This is a genomic window from Sphingomonas sp. BAUL-RG-20F-R05-02 (genome assembly GCF_022662305.1).
Taxonomy (GTDB): domain Bacteria; phylum Pseudomonadota; class Alphaproteobacteria; order Sphingomonadales; family Sphingomonadaceae; genus Sphingomonas.
The window spans coordinates 522,389-541,448 of record NZ_JAKNQH010000001.1 but is presented as its reverse complement, the minus strand read 5'-3'; the positions used below and the strand labels follow the sequence as shown (position 1 = coordinate 541,448).

Genomic DNA, 19,060 nt, shown 5'->3' with positions numbered 1-19,060 from the left:
ACGCTAAAGGATCAATTTAAATGCTGGCGTGTCGTTTCGCCGACGGGTTGGATGAACAAGGGGAATAATGCCGCAGCTGTTCCAACCCGGAGCGAACACGCTGGCACGGATTGCGATTGCCGCGATCATGATCGTGCCGGCGTTGCTGCTTCTGGTTGGAGCGGTGGTGGCGCGGACAGATGCGGGCACGAACGAGGGCGCGTTTGTTGAACAGCCGGTGCCGTTCAGCCATCAGCACCATGCAGGGGAACTCGGCATCGATTGTCGGTATTGCCACACCGGCGTTGAAAAAGGCCCGAACGCCGGCGTGCCGCCGACGCACACCTGCATGACCTGCCACTCGCAACTCTGGACCAACGCCGCCCTGCTTGCGCCGGTGCGCGAGAGCCTCGCCAGCGGCAAGCCGCTCGCCTGGGCGCGTGTCAACAAGGTGCCGGACTACGTCTACTTCGATCATCACGCGCATGTGAACAATGGCGTGCCGTGTGCGGCGTGCCACGGCGATCTGCGCCGCATGCCGCTCACCCGGAAGGCCGCGCCAATGACGATGGAATGGTGCCTCGACTGCCATCGCGCGCCCGAGGACAGGATCGTCGCATCTGATCGCCGCTTCCAGTCCGCCCCCTACGACAAGCGCACCGACGCCGATCGCAGCGCCGCCCGTCAGACGATGCTGCGGATCGTCCATTCGGGGCGCAACCTCACCGATTGTTCGACATGTCACCGGTAGGCGGTGATGCGATCGGGCGGCGCGCGCTGCTCAAACTGCTCGCGGCGGGTGCGGCGGCCAGCGTGGCGGCATGCAGTAAGCCCGACGAGACGATCCACCCGCTCGTCGATCAGCCGGACGGCACGCTGCCGGGACAGGTGCGTCGCTATGCAAGTGCGCTGCCGCTTGCCGGCTATGCGCGCGGCGTGACAGGGCTGGTCGTCAACGAGCGGCCAGTGAAGTTGGAGGGGCTTGCCGCGCATCCGGCGAGCCTCGGCGCGACCGACGTGTTCACCGAAAGCGCAATCCTCGACCTCTACGACCCGCAGCGACTGCAGGCAGTCAACGGGCCGTCTGGTCCATCCAACTGGCCGGCAGCGGCGCGCGCACTCTATGGCCGTGTCGCGCACCGTCGCGGTTCGGGGTTGGCGCTGCTCACCGGGCGCGTGACCTCGCCGACGATGCTCGCGCGGATTGCGGCGCTTAAGGCGGCGCTGCCGGGCACGCGCCACGTGCGGTGGGAGCCGTTTGATGACGATGCCGCGCTCGCCGGCACGCAAGCTACGTTCGGGCGGCGGCTGACCGCGCGCCCCCGCTTGGCCGAGGCGGACGCGATCCTGCTGCTCGATGCCGATCCGCTCGGACCGGGGCCGGAGCAGGTCGCGCTCGCCCGCGCATGGTCGCAGCGGCGGCGGACCGCGCCGATGCCGCGCATGATCGCGTTTGAGGGATCGCCGAGCATCAGCGGCGCGATGGCGGACCTGCGCGTGCCCGCCGGCCCGCAGGCGATCGCGCTGGCCTGTCACTATCTCCATGCCGCGCTGACCGATGCGCCGCGCCCGCCGGTGCCGTCCGACCTTGCCCGCGCGCTGATCGCCGCCACCGCGATGCTGCGCGCCGGTGGCAAGCCGCTGGTGCTGGCGGGGGATCACCAGCCGGCCGAGGTCCATGCCTTCGCCGCGTGGCTCAACGCGCAGGTCGGCGCACCGGTCGATTACCTCGCACCGGTCGACACCGATGCGACGCCGCACCGCGCGGCGTTGGCCGGGCTCGCGCGCGACATGCACGCCGGGCGGATCGACACGCTCGTCATCATCGACGCCAACCCCTGCTACGCCGCGCCGCCCGGGCTGCGCTTCGCCGACGCGATGGCGAAGGTGCCGCTCACTGTCGCGGCGGTGCGCATTCCGGATGAGACCAGCGCGCGCGCGACATGGCAGGTGCCCCTGTCGCATCCGCTCGAAGGCTGGCACGACTGGCGTGCCGCAGACGGTACCGCCAGCATCGCGCAGCCGCTGATCCGCCCGATGTGGGATACGCGCTGCCCGAGCGATGTGGTCGACCTGATCCTCGATCCCGCGGCCGCACCGAAAAGCTATGCGCGTGTTCGTGAGACTTGGGCGAGCCTTGGCGCGGACGGTTGGCGCAAGGTCGTGGCGGCGGGGGTCGTGCCGGACACCGCCGCCGCGCCAGTTGTACCGGGTGCGGCAAGGTTGGTGCTGCCGGTGATCCCAACCGCCGCCGCGAGCCTTTCGATCGTACCCTCGCCGACGCTGTATGACGGTCGCCTCTCGGCCAACGCATGGGCGCAGGAATGCCCGGAACCGCTCACCAAGGAAGTGTGGGGGGCGAGCGCGCGTATGCACCCCGACGACATGGCTGCGCTGGGTGTGATCGATGGCGACATGGTGCGGATCGAGCGTGGCGGCGTTATCACGCTGCCGGTACGTGCGGTCCCCGGGCAGGCCCGCGGCGTGACGACGCTGCTGGCGGGCTATGGCCGCGACGGCACTGGTGCTGTGGCGGACGGGATCGGCGCCAACGCGTTCGTGCTCGACGCGCATGCGCCGCTCAAGATCACCAGGGCGGAAGGCCGCATCGCAGTCGTCACCACGCAACATCAGTTCGCGCTGGCCGGTGAACTCGAAAAGCTGTTTCCCGTCCTCGCCCCCGGCGCGGCGATGCCGGTGCCGGACAAGCACCCCTCGCTGCTGCCGAACCCGCCCGCGAAGGACAATGCACCGCCGCAATGGGCGATGGCGATCGATACGGATGTTTGCATCGGCTGCAACGCCTGCGTGGTGGCCTGTCAGGCCGAGAACAACGTGCCGGCGATCGGCCCGCACGAGATGAGCGTCGGCCGCGACATGCACTGGCTACGCGTGGACCGTTACCAGACGGGGGAAGGCGAGGGCTTCCAGCCGGTGCCGTGCATGCAGTGCGAGGCGGCGCCATGCGAGCCGGTCTGTCCGGTCGAGGCATCGGTCCATGATGCGCAGGGGTTGAACGTGCAGGTTTACAACCGCTGCGTCGGCACGCGCACGTGCGAGGCGAACTGCCCGTACAAGGTGCGCCGCTTCAACTTCCTAGATTACGCCGGCGCGTCGCTGTGGGGCGATGCCGAGGATGCGTCGGTGACGGCGCAGCGTAACCCAGATGTGACCGTCCGCGCGCGCGGGGTGATGGAGAAATGCACCTATTGCGTGCAGCGTATCGCCACCGCCACGCATGAGGCAGATGCCGGTGGTACACCCGCCGCGCCGGTCACCGCCTGTCAGGCTGCCTGCCCAACAAGCGCGATCACCTTTGGCACGCTTGCCGACGCGAGCATCCAGACCGCGCGCGCCGACCCGCGCCACTACGCGCTGCTGGAGGAACTCGGCACGCGACCGCGCACCACCTATCTCGCCAAACGGAAGAACGTCTGATGGAGGCGCATACGCGTCCTTCCGGCCGACGCTGGACGCTGCCGTCGCTGCGGACGCTGGAGGACGTGACCGAGACGGTCGCCGCGCCGCTGATGGACCGTACGCCCGGTCGCTACTGGTGGATTGCCATGGCGGTGTGTGCGCTCGGAACCGGCGTTGGTGCGCTCGCGGTGGGCTTCAGCTTCGTCTACGGGCCAGGCCTGTGGGGCAACAACACCGCTGTGGTGTGGGGCTTCCCGATCGCGAACTACGTGTGGTGGATCGGCATCGGCAACGCCGGTACGCTGATCTCCTCCCTGCTGCTGCTGACACGGCAAAAGTGGCGCGGTTCGATCAACCGCTTCGCCGAGGCGATGACGCTGTTCGCGGTGGCGATGGCCGGGTTGTTCCCGATCCTCCACCTGGGCCGGCCGATGTATTTCTATTGGCTCGCGCCTTACCCCAACACCATGGCGCTGTGGCCGCAATGGCGGTCCGCGCTGGTGTGGGATTTCTGGGCGATCCTCAGCTACCTGCTGTTCTCGGTAATGTTCTTCTACGTTGGGCTCGTACCGGATCTGGCGACGTTGCGTGATCGGCCCGGCCGGCGCGGCTGGCGGCGGTTCTACGGACTGCTCGCGATGGGGTGGCAGGGCAGCCCCGCCCAGTGGCGCGCGCAGGAGCGGCTGCACCGCACGATGGCTGCGGTCGCCGTGCCGCTAGTGTGCTCGGTCCATTCGATCGTCGGCCTCGACTTCGCGGCCAGCTTGATGCCGGGTTGGAACGAGAGCGTGTTTCCGCCGTACTTCGTGGTCGGCGCGCTGTTCTCCGGCTTCGCAATGGTAGTCTTGATCGCGCTGGTGCTTCGCCGTGCGATGGGGCTGGAGGCGATGATCGTCCCCGCCCATTTCGATGCCATGGCGCGGGTCATCCTTGCCGCCGGGATCGTGATGGGGGCGAGCTATGCCGCAGAGTGGTTCGGCGCGCTATGGGGCGGCGAGGCTGCGGACGTGCGCGTGGTGCGCTACGAATTCACGGGCGATTACTGGCCATATTACGCGGCGATGCTGGCCGGCAACGTGCTTGCGCCCCAGCTGTTCTGGGTGAAGCGGCTGCGGACGTCGGTGCCGATGCTGGTCGGCGTTTCGGTGGCGGTGCTGATCGGGATGTGGCTGGAGCGTATCCTCATCATCCTCAACACGTTGTCGATCGGCTATGAACCAAGCTTCTGGCGGACCTATGCGCCCACCCTGGTCGATTTCCTGATCCTTGGCGGCACGGTGGCTGCGTTCGTGATGCTGTTGCTGATGTTCGCGCGCATATTGCCGGTCGTGTCCATGCACGAGATGCGCAAACTGGTGGCGGAGGAGCGGGCATGACCGCGCTCGCGCTCGCGTGTTTCGAAGATGAAGGGCCATATTTGCGCGCACGCGTGCGACTGGTCGCGGACGGGCGCCGCGTGGTTGGCGAGTGGTTGCCATATGCTGCGGAGTCGCTCGGCGAGGGCGTCGGTCGCGCCGGGGTGCGGGCGGCGGTGATCTGGGTGGGCCTGGCTGGCGCGATCGCGCTGTTCGCGCTCGAGGTTTGGAGCGCCGTTTGGGCTTACCCGTTCAATGAAGGCGGCCGGCCGCTGTTCAGTTGGCCCGCCTTCCTAGTCGCACCGGTCGAGGTCGGCGCTCTGGCGGGCGCGATTGGCGGCGTGGCTATGCTGTTCCGTAACGCGGGGCTGACCAAACTCCATCACCACGCCTTCGACATCGACGAGATGCTGCGCGCCAGCCAGGGCGCGTTCGTGCTCGCCATCGCCTGCGATGCGCAGGACGCGACCACCGTATTGGGGATCATGGCGCAAGCCGGCGCCACGCACAGCAGGCTGGTGACGTCATGAGGGCGGCGATGCTCATCCTCGTGCTGGTGCTGCCTTTGCTTGGCGCCTGTGATCTGTCGATGCAGAAGCAGGAGAAAGGCAGTCCGCAATCGAGCGAGGCATTGTGGCCGGGCGGGCCGCCGCGCGCCGCCCCTCCCGAAGGTACGATAGCGACGGATCAGGCCGCGCGAGATGCGGCGCTCGCTACGCCGCCGCCGCTCACCGCCGCGCTGATGGACCGTGGACAGGAGCGCTACGAAATCTTTTGCACGGAATGTCACGGCGCGAAGGGCAGGGGCGACGGCATGATCGTGCGGCGCGGCTTCCCGCAGCCGCCGTCCTTCCACACCGCGCGACTGATCGCCGCGCCGCCGGCCTATATCGTTGACGTCATCACACATGGCCACGGCGTGATGTATTCCTATGCCGACCGGGTTGATCCGCGCGATCGTTGGGCGGTCGCGGCTTACGTGAAGGCTTTGCAACGCCTGCCGGAACGGGCGCAATGAGCATCGCCCCCGTCCTTGCCGCCGCGTGGCGCGTGCTGTTCCTGACCGCGAGTGCGCCGCTGATCGGTGGCGTGCTGCTTGCCGCGATCGGCCGGGTGACAGGCGCGCGGTGGACGGATGCGCTGGCGCCGCCCGCAGCGACACGGCTGGTGATCGTCGGCGCGGCGGTACTTGGCTTCGCGCAGATGGCGACACCGCTGCCGCCGCATCTCGCATTGTGGATGAACCCCGGACTGGTCGGCGTACGCGCGGTGATCGCGTGCGGAATGCTCGCCTTTGCCGGCGTGCGGCTGGCGGGCGGGGCCTCGGTGACGTTCGCGGCAGTGATGCTGGCGCTGTATGCGGCGTTCGTCACCCCCGTGGCGATGGACTGGCTGCTGGGTGAGGTGCCGGGCCATACCGTGTCGTCGGCGGGGATGATGCTGTTTGTCGAGCAGATCGCGGGCGCCTGTGCGCTCGTTCTCGTGCTGGGGCGTGGTGACGCGCGGTTTCGCGCGGACATGGCGAAGCTGATGGTCGCGGCCGCGCTCGGTCTCGGCTATCTGATCTTCATGGATTATCTGATCCTCTGGTTCGGCAACCTCCCGTCGCGGGTGGGCTTCTACGTCGTGCGCAGTTCGCCGTGGGGTGCGGTCGCGGTATGGATGGCGCTGATTGCGGGCCTGGCAACGCCGGTCGCCTTGCTGAGGCTGCGGCCGGGGCGTAGCGGCGAGCGGGCTGCCGGCGTGGCGGTGCTGATCGCGCTGTTCGTCACTAACGGCTGGTGGGTCGGCGGTGGGGTCGCGGTGTGGCTCTCGGCTGCGGCCGGGCTCGCGTTGATCGCTGCCGGGGTCGGATGGTGGAGCCGTGCGCATGGCTGATGATGCTCCGGAGGGCTGGCAAGTGCCGCAGCGTCGCGCGATGATCGCTGCGGTCGCGATCCCGGTGACGTTGCTCGCGCTGGTCGCAGCGGCGGGCTGGCTTTACGAACGGGATTTCGCGGTTCGCCATCACCCGGTCACGCCGTTCCCCGCCCCCGGCGTGGAAAGCTATGTGCATGACGGCGCGATGGACCCCGTTCGCCCTGCGCCACCGCGGCGGACCGACGCGCAGGTCGATGCCGCCAAACAAGCTGTTGTCGCCGCAGGATGGCCACGATGATCGCTTGGCTGCTGACCATCGTGATGCTGCTCGCCGCCGCACCGGCGTCGGCCGCGCTGACGCCGGATCAACTCGCCCGCGCAGTGGCGCGACCGGGGATTAAGGCAGCGCTGCCGGTGGACCTGCGCTTTGCCGATTTGGCGGGCCGGCAGGTCACGCTCGGCGCGGTCGCGGCGGGGCATCCGCTCGTACTGATCTTCGCGGATTATACCTGTGCCCACATTTGCGCGCCGGGGCTGCGGCTGACGCAGAATGCGCTTTCCCAGACCGGCCTACAGGCTGGCACCGATTACCGCGTCGCGGTGGTCGGCCTCGATCCGAAGGACGGTGCCGCGCAGGCACGCGCGATGGGTGAGAAGATGAGCGTGGACGCACGCGTCACCCGCGCCACCACCTTGCTGCTCGGCGATGCGGATGCCACGCCGGCTGCGGCTAAAGCGCTTGGCTACGGATATGTCTATGATGCGGACAACGATCAGTTCGCGCACGACGCGTCCGTGTATGTGTTTGGCGCGGACGGCCGGCTACGCGCGCTCTTGCCCGAAATGGCGCTCACCGCCGCCACGATGAAGGCCGCACTTGTTGGTACCACGGCTCCAAGCTTTACCGAACGGGTGGCGCACCTCTGCTACGGCTTTGCCTCCGCGCACGGACCATACGGGCGGGCGATCGTGGTCGGTATGCAGGCGCTGTCCGTACTTCTGCTGGCGGCACTCGCCATATTCCTGTTTAGGCGGAGGCGGCCGATATGATGGAGCAGGCCTCCACGCTCGCACCACAGGTGGACCGCATCTTCTGGATGCTGACGGGCATTTCGATCGCGATCATGCTGCTCGTCGGCACCCTCGTGCTGCTGTTCAGCTTCCGCTACCGGCGCGGCACCAACGTCCCGCGCGGGCCGGTTCCCGAGCGACTGTCTGGGGAGATCGAGATCGGCTGGACGGCGGCGACGTTGTTCGTGTTCATCTTCCTGTTCTGGTTCGCCGCTGCTCTTGATACCGAACAGTTCAAGGTGCCCAAGCACGCGATGGAGATACACGTCGTCGCAAAGCAATGGATGTGGAAGCTAGAACATCCGAATGGCGCGCGGGAGATCAACGCGCTGCATGCGCCGGTGGGCGTGCCGGTGCGGTTGGTGATGACCAGCCAGGACGTGATCCACAGCTTCTTCGTGCCCGCCTTCCGCATCAAGCAGGACGTGCTTCCGGGCCGCTATGTCGAAGCGTGGTTTCAGGCGTCGAAGGTCGGCACCTATCATCTGTTCTGCACCGAATACTGTGGGACCGATCACAGCCGGATGATCGGCGGCATCATCGTGCAAAGCGCCGCCGACTACGCGCGCTGGTCGAGCGCGCAGCCGCAGGGTGACAGCCTTGCAGACCAGGGTGCCAAGCTGTTCGTGCAGATGGGGTGCTCGGGGTGCCACGGCGGGTCGGCGGTGGTGCGTGCGCCGAGCCTCGCCGGACTGTACGGCAAGCCGGTGCCGATCACGGGCGGTGGCTTCGTGACTGCGGACGAGGGGTACCTACGCGACTCGATCCTGATGCCGCAGAAGCAGGTCGTGGCAGGCTATGCGCCGATCATGCCAGCCTACGAGGGCACGGCGAGCGAGGACGACGTGGTCAAGCTGGTAGCGTATCTGAAGTCGGGCAAGGTGAAGTGATGGACCTGTTTTCGCCCTCCCGCTGTGCCGAACGGCCGGAGCGGGTCGCATGACCGAAACGCCGGAAGTCGGCCTGCTCGCTCGCGAACCTGGTGAGCGCAATTACCTTACCAATGGTACCACTGTGCGCTCGTGGCTGCTCACCACCGATCACAAGCGTATCGCTTTGCTGTATGCGGCGGGCATCACCTTCTTCTTTTTCCTCGGCGGCGCGGCGGCGACGCTGATCCGGGCCGAACTCGTCACCCCCAAGGGTGATCTGCTCAGCGCGGATACCTACAACCGCGTGTTCACGCTGCACGGCGTCATCATGGTGTGGTTCTTCCTGGTGCCGTCGATACCGACCACGCTCGGCAATTTCCTGCTGCCGCTGATGATTGGCGCGGACGAAGTGGCCTATCCCAGGCTCAACCTGTTCAGCTGGTATCTGTGGCTGTCGGGCGGTCTGCTGACCTTGTTCGCGTTGCTTGCCGGAGGGGTGGATACCGGTTGGACCTTCTACACGCCATTCTCCACCCTGTATTCGAACAGCCATGTTCTGCTGGCGGCGGCGGGGGTGTTTGTGGCGGGCTTTTCTTCGATCGCGACCGGCATCAATTTCCTCGCCACCATCCACCTGCTGCGCGCCAAGGGCATGACGTGGATGCGCCTGCCGCTGTTCGCGTGGTCGATGTACACCACCAGTCTCGTCATGGTGTTGGCGACGCCAGTGCTGGCGATGGCGTTGCTGCTGGTGTTCGCGGAGCGTGCATTCGGCATGCCGATCTTCGATCCGCGATCGGGCGGCGACCCGATCCTGTTCCAGCATCTGTTCTGGTTCTACAGCCACCCCGCCGTCTACATTATGGTTTTGCCGGCGATGGGCGTGGTGAGCGAGGTGATCGCCTGCGAGGCGCGGCGTCGCGTGTTCGGCTATGAATTCATGGTCTACGCAATGCTGATGATCGCGCTGATCGGTTTCATGGTGTGGGGCCACCACATGTTTGTCAGCGGGCAGTCGCCGTTCGCGAGCCTCGTCTTCTCCGCTTTGAGCTTCGTCATCGCGGTGCCGAGTGCGATCAAGGTGTTCAACTGGACCGGCACCTTGTACCGCGGGCAGATCCGGTTCTCGACACCGATGCTGTACGCGTTGGGCTTCGTCGGGCTGTTCACGCTGGGCGGGCTGACCGGGCTGTTCCTCGCCAGTCTGCCGGTCGATGTCGAGCTGACCGACACCTATTTCGTCACCGCGCATTTCCATTACATCATGGTCGGCGGATCGGTATCGGCGTTCTTCGCCGGGCTGCACTTCTGGTGGCCGAAGATCACCGGACGGATGTATTCGGAAACGATGGGCAAGTTCGCGGCGGTGAGCATGTTCTTCGGGTTCAACTTCACGTTCTTCCCGCAATTCATCCTCGGCTACATGGGAATGCCGCGCCGCTATCACGAATACCCACCCGAGTTTCAGCCGTGGCAGGTGATGAGCTCGACCGGAGCGGTGGTGCTGGCGTTCGCCTATCTCTGGCCGCTGTTCTACCTGACGTGGAGCCTCGTCAAAGGGCCACGCGCCGACGACAATCCGCATGATGCGACCGGTCTCGAATGGCAGACCAGCTCGCCGCCGCCGACGGAGAACTTTGCCAGCCCTCCTATCGTGACCGAGAAGCCGTACGGCTATCACCCGGAAGGGTTCGCGCCGCACTCCGCCGCGCCGACCGACCAGGCGCAAACGCCGTGACCGACACCGCGCTGCAAAAACCGTGGGCGGATGCCGAGCGCCAGCGCGTCGCGACGCAGTTCGGCGTATGGATGTTCCTGGCGACCGAGACGTTGTTCTTCGGCGGCATTTTCCTGTTCTACACCGTCTCTCGTGTCGAACATCCCATTGGCTTCATCGCCGGCGCGCGCCATACCGATGTGTGGTTCGGCAGCATCAACACGGTCGTGCTGCTCACCAGCAGCCTGACGATGGCGATAGCGGAGCGGGCGGTGCGTGTCGGCGCGGTGTCGCTGGCGCGCGCGATGTATGTCGCGACCATTGCGCTCGGTCTCTGCTTCGTCACGGTAAAGGGCTTCGAATATTGGCAGGACGTCAGCGAGCATCTGCTGCCCGGTCGCGACTTTCCGATAGCGCAGACCGGCGCGAGCGAATTCTGGGCGTTCTACTGGACCGTCACCGTCGTCCACGCCATCCATCTGACCATCGGCCTCGGCATCGTGGCGCGTATGTTGCTGATCCCGCGCGACCAATTGGCCGCGCGCTGGACCACTGCCGAGGGTACCGCGCTGTATTGGCACCTCGTCGATGTGGTGTGGGTATTCCTCTACCCTTTGTTGTATCTGGCTGGGCGATGACGCGAGAGGACCGCCACCACGTCCTTGTCAAGCCGCTGCGCATCTGGGCGGCGCTCATGGCGCTGCTGACGCTGACGATCGTCTATGCGTTCGTGCCGGGACTGCCGTTCAAGACCGAGACGGGGCTGGCCATCGCGCTCGCCAAGGCGCTGCTGATCGCACTGTTGTTCATGCAGTTGAAGGGTGCCAGCGGGATTGTGCGGATCGCTGCCTTGGCCGGTTTGGTATGGGCTAGCTTCCTTTACGTACTGACGTTCGCCGATCTGCTCACGCGCTGACGGCTACATCCGCAGCCGATCGGCATAGCCGGTCAGTTCGAGGTAGCCGCGCCCGCCCTCGGTCCGCACCGCGCCCTCCCAATACACCGGCATGCCGCTGCGTCGCGCATCGAGTTCCTGATCGGCGAACAGCGGCCGCAACGTGAAGCTGCGCGCCCCTTCCGGCAGTTTCACCGTCAAACGTTGCGCAACTGGGTAAACCGCGCCGGTCCGCGGCGAACGCCAGCGTGCAACGGGATCGAACCGGATGTCGCCGCGCGCGAAGCGGGTGAGGGTGCCATCCTTGCGGCGCAGCGATCCGCCCGCCCACAATGTCCCGCTGTCTGCGCGCCGGATGCGGAACGCCATCAGCGCACCGCCATTATCGAGGTTCAGCCCGGTCCAGTCCCAGCCGGTCGCCGTGCCGCCGAGATAGTCGGACGACCATTCCCGATCGAGCCACGCCTCGCCCGTGACCGGCTCGGCCCGGGCGTCGCGGGTCAGCCGCCCTGCCGCGGCCAGATGCGGCAGCGAGTAATAGTAGCTCGCCTGCTCCGGCTTCGGCCCCTTCTGGCTGTAACCGTTCTGCCCTTGCAACATTACGCCCTGACGCGGGGCAAGATCGAGGGTCAGCGTGAAGTCGGGCGTGGCAACTTTAGTCGCGAAATGCCCGTCCGGCCGCCGCACGATCCGCCAGTCGCGCAGGCTCACGTCGGTATCGCCGATCCGCGCCTGCGCCACGCCGAAGCCGGCGCGCGCGGCGCGCTCGCCGTGGAGCAGATGGCCGGTGGCGGGATCGGATAGCGCGGCGTGCGCGAAAAGGATCTGACGCGGCGCGAAGCGGCTCGGGTTCGTCTCGCCAGCACCGGGGCGGGTGCGGAAGAACGTCACCTGAAATCCGAGATTCTTGCCTGTCTTGGTGCGGAGCCAACCTGTGACGTACCACCATTCGGTGCGAAACGCCGGATGCGCGCCGTGATCGGTCGGAAAGGCGAAGGCCCGGCCGGGGCGCACCACCGGGTATGGCGCGGCAGCTGGACTGGCCGCGACCATCGCGGCGGCGGCGAGCAGCAGGGCGGCGGCGCGGATCACCAATCCTCCCGCACGGCGCGAACCGCATCGATCGCCGTGGCACGCCGACCGGCAAGGATCGCCGTCACCGATGCCGCGATCACCAGCGCCAGCGCCACGCAGCCGATCGTCCCCCACGGCACCAGCGTCGCCATCGTCCAATTGAACGATTGCGGATTGATGACCTGGATCAGCACCTGCGCCAGCACCGCGCCAAGACCAATCCCGGCGATCCCGCCGATCGCGCCGAGCAGCGCGCCTTCGCTCGCCAGCATCGCGGTGACCTGCCGCCGCGAGACGCCGATGTGGCGCAACATCCCGAATTCGCGGGTGCGGGCGATCGTCTGCGCCGACATGGTCGCCGCCACCCCAGCCAGGCCGACGAGGATTGCGATCGCCTCCAGCAGATAGGTCACGGCGAAGCTGCGATCGAACAGTTGCAGCGCGAAGCGCCGCAACGTCGCAGGCTCGGTGATTGCCACGCCCGGCGCGGCGGCGCGCAAGGCAGCGGTGACGGTGTCGCCACGCGTACCCGGTCGCAGCATGATCGCGGCCTCGTCACGGCTCGCGTCGCCGGTCAGTCGCGTGTAGTCGCCGTCGCGCATCACGATCGCGCCTTGTTGCCGCGCGTAGTCACGCCACACGCCCGAGACGCGAAAGCGCGCGTGGAACGGCAGTGCGACCATATCACCGACTTGCCTCCGGTATAGCCGCGCCGCTGGTTCCGACACCCACACCGGCACCGCGCCCGGCTGAGCCGTGGTGGAGCCGGCGATCAACACAAGGCTCGGGTCCGCTTCCCCGGTCGCAACGGGCCGTGCGATCAGCACTACCGGCGGACGATCGGCGGCGAGCGACAGCGGGATCTGGCGGCTGAAGGCGACGCGGGCGATGCCGGGGATCCGCGCAAGCTTCGCCTGTGCCTGAGGGTCGAGCGCGCCGCCTTCGGTGCGGAGGTACAGATCGGCGGAGAGAACCTGCCCGAGCCATGTATCGACCGCGCCGCGAAAGCTGAACACCATCATCGCCATCGCGATCATCAGCGCGGTACTGGCGACGATCCCGCACAGCGCGGTCGCGGCCTGCCCCGGCGCGCCGTGGAGATGGCGTAGCGCAAGGCCGAGCGGCACGTTGCGGCCGTCCGCCCGCGCGAGCGGCGCGAGCAGCGCCCGCGCGAGCCACGGCATGCCGGCAATCCCTCCGGCGAGGATCAGCGCCATCGCGGCGAAGCCGAACAGCGGCAGCCCGCCCACTGCCGGCAGCAACGCCGCCACGCCGCCGCAGACGATCAGCACCAGCGCAGGCGCCCACGCGATCCGCGCGCGCGGATCGATCATGTCGCCCGTATTGCGCAGCGCCGCCGCCGGAGCGGCGCGCGCGGCGATTCGCGCGGGCACGACGCTGCCGCCGATCGCCGCGACCAGCCCAAGCGCGAAGAACCCCGCCGCCGCCCATGGCGCGAACACCAGATGCGCGCCGCCGCCGGCGAAATACCCCGCGCCAAGATCGCCACCGAGCATCGACAACGCGGCCCACGCCAGCGCGTAGCCGATCGCCAGCCCCACGCTCGCGCCGATCAGCCCGATCACCAGCCCTTCCGCCGCGACGGTCGCGACGATGCCGGCGCGCGGCAAGCCGAGGGTCCGCACCAGCGCGAACGCGCGCAGCCGCCGCGCGACCGATAGCGATTGCGCGGAAAAAACCAGGAACCCGCCGGTCAGCAGCGCGACGAGCGCCAGCATGTCTAGGTTGACGCGGTACGCACGCGACAGCGCATCGGTGCGGCTGCCATCGCTACGCGCGGTGCCGAGTACCGCGTCGGCGGGCAGGCGCGCGGCGAGACCCGTATCGTCCGCTCCGTCCGCGCGCTTCAGGTCGATGCGGTCGAGCCGCCCAAGCCGCCCGAACCGCCACTGCGCAGCCGCGATGTCGATCACCGCAATGCTCTGCCCATCCGCCACACCGGGCAGCGTTCCCGCCACACGCAGCGGCACGGCGTGGCCATTGGCGGTGATCGTCACGCGCGCTCCGGTCTTCACGCCCAACGCCCGCCGCGCGGTTTCGGAGAGGAACAGCGCATCCTCCGCGAACGCGTCACCGGGGCTGGCGCCGATACCGATCAGCGATTTCGTCACCTGCGCGGCGCGGATCGCATCGAGTCCGAGGAGCGTCAGCCGCACCGCGCCCACGCGCGCATCAAGCTTCACCACCGGACTGGCATCGGCGATGCCGCGCGCAGCGAGCAGCCGCGGATACAGACGTTCATCGAAGCCGAGCGGGGTACGCGCATTGACCTGTAGGTCCGCCGCGCCGTTGACGCTGTTGAGCGCGCCCTCGAACGAGGCCAGCGCCGAGCCGTTGACGAGATGCACCGCGAAGCCGAGCGCCACGCCGATCGCGATCGCCACCGCCGTCAGCAGCCAGCGCGCCGGGTGGGCACGCCATTCGCCAAGGATCATCCAGCCGAGCGCGAGCCGCGCCCGCAGGAAGCCGGTATCCGCCCGCATCAGGCCGGCATCAGGCCGGCTGGGGTGAGGACGAGCGTGCGGTCCGCGATGGCGGCGGCGGCGTGCGAATGGGTGACGAGGATTGCCGCCGCGCCGCCCGCGCGTACACTGTCTGCAAACAGCGCGAGGATGCGCGTCGCCGTCTCGGCGTCAAGATTGCCGGTCGGTTCGTCGGCGAGGATCAGCGCCGGGCGATGGATCAGCGCGCGCGCGATCGCCACGCGCTGCAACTCGCCGCCGGACAGATCGCGCGCATAGCTGTCTCCGCGCGCACCCAGGCCAACCCGTTCCAGCATCGCCTGCGCGCGTTCCGCCACCGCCTTGCGATCGGCCGAGACGAGCGCGAGCGGCAGCGCGATGTTTTGGCGCAGGCTGAGATAGGGCAGGATGTGAAAGGCCTGGAACACGAAGCCGATCCGCTCACGCCGCAGCCGGGTGAGCGCCGCTGCGTCGAGCGTGCCGAGGACCGTGCCCTCGACGGCAATCTCGCCCGTATCCACACCGTCCAGCCCGGCGAGCATGTTGAGCAAGGTCGATTTGCCTACCCCCGAATCACCGAGGATCGCGACCAGCTCGCCGGCCGCGATATCGAGGTTGAGCCCCTCGAACAGCCGCCTGCCACCCGGCACCGACTTGGCGACACCTGACACGCGGAGGAGGGGCGGGGGCGGCATCGTCACCTGCCTAGCCGAACCACGCCGCCGGTCAACGCGCGTCTCCGCCCGAACAGCACGACCGCGCGATCGATCAGCACCACCACGATCAACGATGCGCCGAGCAACGGCATCACCACGCCTGCCACCACGATGATCGCGATCAGCCCGGCCACCGGCGCGTTGGCCACGCGCGGCGGCGCGGCGAGGCGACCGGCCGGGCGCCGTTTCCACCACATCGCGAAGCCGCTCACCACCAAGGTGATGACGGCGAGGCAGGGGATCAGCATCACGATCTGGTTGGCGAGGCCGAAGTAGTTGCCCATGTGCAGCTGCACGCCAAGCTCCACCGCGCGGCCGACGATGCCGTATTCCGCGAAATCGACCTCGCGGATCAGCCTGCCGCTCCACCGATCGACGTAGAGCGTGCGCTGCCCCTCCGGCTGGTCTGGGTAGGTGTAGGCGGTGTAGACGCCAGTCGGCCCAGCGGGGAGGAACAGCCGGTAGCCGCTGAGGTGATGCGCGCGGAACACGGCGGCGGCGCGGTTGGCTCCGGTGATCGTCGCAGCGTCGGACGCGCCCGCGCCCATCGCATGCCCGGCGTGGCCGGCATGTTCGCCGGAGATCGGCATCGGCATCGTTTCCAGCGTCCACGGCGCCGCGCCGAGCGCCTGCTTCATCGGCACGCTTTTGGGCGGATTATGGGTGGAGTGCGACGGTGGATAGCCGACCCCCGCCGCCGCGCTGACCCGCTGGATCAGGTCACCCTCGATCCCCGCCCAGGGCAGGCCGGTGACGAGCATGAAGGCGATGAACGCAACGGTCCAGATGCCGACCACTCCGTGCAGATCGCGCCAGAATGTCCGCCCGTTAGTGCGCGGTCGCAGCCGGAACGCGGCGACGGAGCGCCCGCGCGGCCACCACAGATACACCCCCGACGCGATCAGCAGCAGGGCCCAGCACGCCGCCAGCTCGACGATACGGTCGCCGACCGTGCCGATGGTGAGCGAACCGTGCATCGTATCGGCAAAGCCGACCAGCGTGCGTTCGTACACGATGCTGCCCAGCACCCGCCCGCTGCCGGGATCGACCGAGACGCGGAGCGGCGCGCCTTGGGTCGGCGTCACGAACACCACTGCGGATCGGTTCGGCGCGGTCGGCATGTCGATTCGCGTCGCGCCGCCGGGATGCGCGGCGAGCGCGGCGCGCAGCATCGTCGAGACGGCCACGCTGGCGGCGTGCGGTGCGACGAAGCGCTGTTCGGGATAGATCCGGTCGTTGATCTCGTCGTTGAACAGGTAAATCGAACCCGTCACCGCGAGGATCAGCAGGAACGGCGCGACGATCAGCCCGGCATAGAAATGCCAGCGCCAGATCGTCCGGTACAGCCGCGAAGGGGGTAGGGTCGCCATGGCGGTTCCTTCTCAGAAGTGCGTGGCGAGCGCGACGTCGAAACTGCGCGGCGCGGCGATGTAGACGTTGGTGGCGGGATAGCCGGAATATTCTCCGTAGAACGCCTGGGTGAGGTTCCGGCCCCGCACCGTCAGCGTAGCCTGTGGCGCGACGCGGTAGCTGATCGATGCGTCCAGTGTGGTATGCCCGCGCACCAGGATCGTGTTGGCCGTGTCGGTGTAGAACCCCGAGGCATGCCGCACGAACGCGCCGAGCGTCACCGGCAGCGGCTTGATCGTGTAGAGCGCACTCGCGTTCAGTGTAGTCGAGGGCACGTTGATCGGCCGGTCGCCGGCGCGGTCGAAGCGGGTGGTGCCGATCACCTCGATCAGTTCGTCGTACTTCGCCTTCACGTACGATGCGCCGCCCGTAAGCTGGAACTGCGGCGTGACATTGCCGCTGATCGTCAGCTCCGCCCCCCGCGACGACTGCCGCCCGCCCTGGATGCTCTGGCTGGGGTCGTTCGGATCACGGGTGAGGATGTTGCGCTGCTCGATCCAGTAGCCCGCGCCCGTCACGCCGATCCGGTCGCCCCACAGCGACGCCTTGAAGCCGCCCTCCGCGCTGCGGCCGGTGGTGAGCCGGTAGGCGGTATTGGCGATCGACTGGAGCAGGATCGAGGACACCGGCACCACGGCGGTGGTATATTGCCCATATAGCGTCACGCCCTTGATCGCCTCCCATGTCGTGCCGATCCGCCACGAGAACGGATTGTAGCTCGGATGCGCCTGCGTCAGCGCACCGCCCGCGTTGAGGTTAGTGATGTAACGATCGAGATCGATATGATCGTAACGTGCCCCGCCGACGATCAGCCAGCGCGGAGTGAGGTTCAGCGCATTCTCCGCGAACACCGATTGCTGGTCTAGACGCGAGCGATAGACCACGTTGGTGGTGGTATAGACTCCGCTCATCGGGAAGCCGCCCACCACCGGCGCATAGGGATCGACCGGCGCGACCGCACCGACCGGACTTTGTTGGCGCGGGTTGACGAACCAGGTGTGGTCATACTCGCCGCCGAGCGTAAAACGGTTGCGCAGGCCGCCGATCACGCTGTCGTTGCTGATGGCGAGCCTGTCCGTCCAGAACCGCTGATCGTGGAAGATGCGCTGTACCGATCGCGCCACGCTGCCGTTCGGGAAGGCGGGCGTCGGCGCGGTGTAGTTCTGGTCGCCACTCAGCACGAAATCGCGCTTCGCCCAATAATATTGCGCATCGTTGGCGAGTTTCCAGCCGCTGCCCAGTGTCCATTCGATCCGCGAGCGCAGCGTCGTCTCGTTCGCGCCGGAATAGCCGCCGTACGGATTATAGTTCTCGCGCCGTATCGCCCGGTCGAGCACCAGCCCGTTGGTGGTGCGCACCGCATCGCTCGGCGCGCGCGCAGTGGCGAGCGCGACCAACGGCGCACCCTGATAACTCGAATCGTAGCGATCCGCGAAATGATCGACGCCGATCAGTACCGACAGGTCCGCGCTCGGCTTCCACAGGGCGGAAGCGGTCAGCCCAGTCGAACGCGTGTCGTTGTCCTTCACGTCGTACAGGCTGTCGCTGCGCTGGTAACTGGCGTCGGCACGCACCGCCAGCGTGTCCGACAGGGTGTAGTTCACGCCCGCCGCCGCCTCCAGCGTGTCGAAACTGCCGAAGCTGAGCAGTCCATCCATATGCGTGCCGTCGAACACCGGCTTGCGCGTCACCTTGTTGACCACGCCCGCCAGCGCACCCTCGCCGTACAGGACGGATGCCGGGCCTTTCAGCACCTCGATCCGGTCGTAATGCCAGGTGTTTATGTCGCGCGTGACGACGGTGGAAGTTGAGACCCGCACGCCGTCCTGCAAAATCGACACCGCCGACCCGGAAAATCCGCGCAGGCTGATGACCGCCGGGTTGCCCGGCACGTTGCCGGCGATCGCACCGACGATATCGTTAAACGCGTCCTTCGAGGTGCGAAGCCCGCGAATCTGGAGGTCCTGCTGCGTCAGCACCTCAATCGAGGCGGGCGTCTCGCGCACCGACAGGCCAAGGCGGCTGCCGGTATCGGTCGGCTGGTCAAGATCGGGCAGGTCGGGTTGGCCCGTCACGATGATGTCACGCTGCGGAGCGACGTCTTCGGCAAAGGCCGGCGCGGTGAACGTTATGAGCGAAACGCCCGCAGCGAGTATGGAGTAGGACATGCGATAACCCTGTTGATCGGGCCGCGGTGCAACACCGCCG

Annotated in this window: 17 protein-coding genes; 12 read left to right on the top strand and 5 right to left on the bottom strand. The window is 67.5% G+C overall.

What is annotated here, in order from left to right; genetic code table 11:
- Window positions 1-67: 67 nt before the first annotated feature.
- From L8F97_RS02530 to L8F97_RS02475, 12 genes are read left to right on the top strand one after another with little or no spacing between them, the layout of a single operon-like run.
- Window positions 68-730 carry a cytochrome c3 family protein gene (locus tag L8F97_RS02530; protein WP_242146417.1) on the top strand — a complete coding sequence of 221 codons (663 nt, stop codon included), beginning with the start codon at window positions 68-70 and terminating at the stop codon, window positions 728-730.
- On the top strand, window positions 718-3,417 hold the full coding sequence (locus L8F97_RS02525; protein ID WP_242146416.1) for a molybdopterin dinucleotide binding domain-containing protein: 2,700 nt from the start codon (window positions 718-720) through the stop codon (window positions 3,415-3,417). The genes L8F97_RS02530 and L8F97_RS02525 overlap by 13 nt, the downstream gene beginning before the upstream one ends.
- Window positions 3,417-4,775: an NrfD/PsrC family molybdoenzyme membrane anchor subunit gene (gene nrfD / locus L8F97_RS02520; protein ID WP_242146415.1), complete on the top strand. Its 1,359-nt coding sequence runs from the start codon at window positions 3,417-3,419 to the stop codon at window positions 4,773-4,775. The genes L8F97_RS02525 and nrfD overlap by 1 nt, the downstream gene beginning before the upstream one ends.
- Window positions 4,772-5,284: a quinol:electron acceptor oxidoreductase subunit ActD gene (locus L8F97_RS02515; protein WP_242146414.1), complete on the top strand. Its 513-nt coding sequence runs from the start codon at window positions 4,772-4,774 to the stop codon at window positions 5,282-5,284. The genes nrfD and L8F97_RS02515 overlap by 4 nt, the downstream gene beginning before the upstream one ends.
- A complete protein-coding gene (locus L8F97_RS02510) occupies window positions 5,281-5,772 on the top strand; it encodes a c-type cytochrome (RefSeq protein ID WP_242146413.1) in 492 nt (163 codons plus the stop codon). Before L8F97_RS02515 ends, L8F97_RS02510 begins: the two co-directional genes overlap by 4 nt.
- Entirely contained in the window at window positions 5,769-6,632 is an 864-nt protein-coding gene (locus L8F97_RS02505) for a hypothetical protein (protein ID WP_242146412.1), read from the top strand. The genes L8F97_RS02510 and L8F97_RS02505 overlap by 4 nt, the downstream gene beginning before the upstream one ends.
- Window positions 6,625-6,912 carry a hypothetical protein gene (locus L8F97_RS02500; protein ID WP_242146411.1) on the top strand — a complete coding sequence of 96 codons (288 nt, stop codon included), beginning with the start codon at window positions 6,625-6,627 and terminating at the stop codon, window positions 6,910-6,912. The genes L8F97_RS02505 and L8F97_RS02500 overlap by 8 nt, the downstream gene beginning before the upstream one ends.
- The gene (locus L8F97_RS02495; protein WP_242146410.1) at window positions 6,909-7,664 is read left to right on the top strand and encodes an SCO family protein; all 756 of its coding nucleotides are present in this window, start codon (window positions 6,909-6,911) and stop codon (window positions 7,662-7,664) included. The genes L8F97_RS02500 and L8F97_RS02495 overlap by 4 nt, the downstream gene beginning before the upstream one ends.
- Window positions 7,661-8,575, top strand: coding sequence for a cytochrome c oxidase subunit II (gene coxB, locus L8F97_RS02490; protein WP_242146409.1), 915 nt, complete (start codon window positions 7,661-7,663; stop codon window positions 8,573-8,575). The genes L8F97_RS02495 and coxB overlap by 4 nt, the downstream gene beginning before the upstream one ends.
- 49 nt (window positions 8,576-8,624) lie before the next feature.
- Window positions 8,625-10,295: a cytochrome c oxidase subunit I gene (gene ctaD / locus L8F97_RS02485; protein WP_242146408.1), complete on the top strand. Its 1,671-nt coding sequence runs from the start codon at window positions 8,625-8,627 to the stop codon at window positions 10,293-10,295.
- Window positions 10,292-10,912 (top strand): cytochrome c oxidase subunit 3, encoded by a 621-nt coding sequence (locus L8F97_RS02480; RefSeq protein WP_242146407.1) that lies wholly within the window; start codon window positions 10,292-10,294, stop codon window positions 10,910-10,912. Before ctaD ends, L8F97_RS02480 begins: the two co-directional genes overlap by 4 nt.
- On the top strand, window positions 10,909-11,190 hold the full coding sequence (locus L8F97_RS02475; RefSeq protein ID WP_242146406.1) for a cytochrome C oxidase subunit IV family protein: 282 nt from the start codon (window positions 10,909-10,911) through the stop codon (window positions 11,188-11,190). Before L8F97_RS02480 ends, L8F97_RS02475 begins: the two co-directional genes overlap by 4 nt.
- Window positions 11,191-11,193: 3 nt before the next feature.
- Here the strand turns inward: L8F97_RS02475 and L8F97_RS02470 are convergent, their stop codons facing one another.
- From L8F97_RS02470 to L8F97_RS02450, 5 genes are read right to left on the bottom strand one after another with little or no spacing between them, the layout of a single operon-like run.
- Complete coding sequence (locus L8F97_RS02470; protein ID WP_242146405.1) at window positions 11,194-12,261, bottom strand: carotenoid 1,2-hydratase; 1,068 nt, start codon at window positions 12,259-12,261, stop codon at window positions 11,194-11,196.
- Window positions 12,258-14,747 (bottom strand): FtsX-like permease family protein, encoded by a 2,490-nt coding sequence (locus tag L8F97_RS02465; protein ID WP_242146404.1) that lies wholly within the window; start codon window positions 14,745-14,747, stop codon window positions 12,258-12,260. Before L8F97_RS02465 ends, L8F97_RS02470 begins: the two co-directional genes overlap by 4 nt.
- Window positions 14,747-15,421 (bottom strand): ABC transporter ATP-binding protein, encoded by a 675-nt coding sequence (locus L8F97_RS02460; protein ID WP_242146403.1) that lies wholly within the window; start codon window positions 15,419-15,421, stop codon window positions 14,747-14,749. The genes L8F97_RS02465 and L8F97_RS02460 overlap by 1 nt, the downstream gene beginning before the upstream one ends.
- Before the next feature lie 2 nt (window positions 15,422-15,423).
- Complete coding sequence (locus L8F97_RS02455; protein WP_242146402.1) at window positions 15,424-16,812, bottom strand: PepSY-associated TM helix domain-containing protein; 1,389 nt, start codon at window positions 16,810-16,812, stop codon at window positions 15,424-15,426.
- Window positions 16,813-16,824: 12 nt separating this feature from the next.
- Complete coding sequence (locus L8F97_RS02450) at window positions 16,825-19,020, bottom strand: TonB-dependent receptor (RefSeq protein WP_242146401.1); 2,196 nt, start codon at window positions 19,018-19,020, stop codon at window positions 16,825-16,827.
- Between the last annotated feature and the right edge of the window lie 40 nt (window positions 19,021-19,060).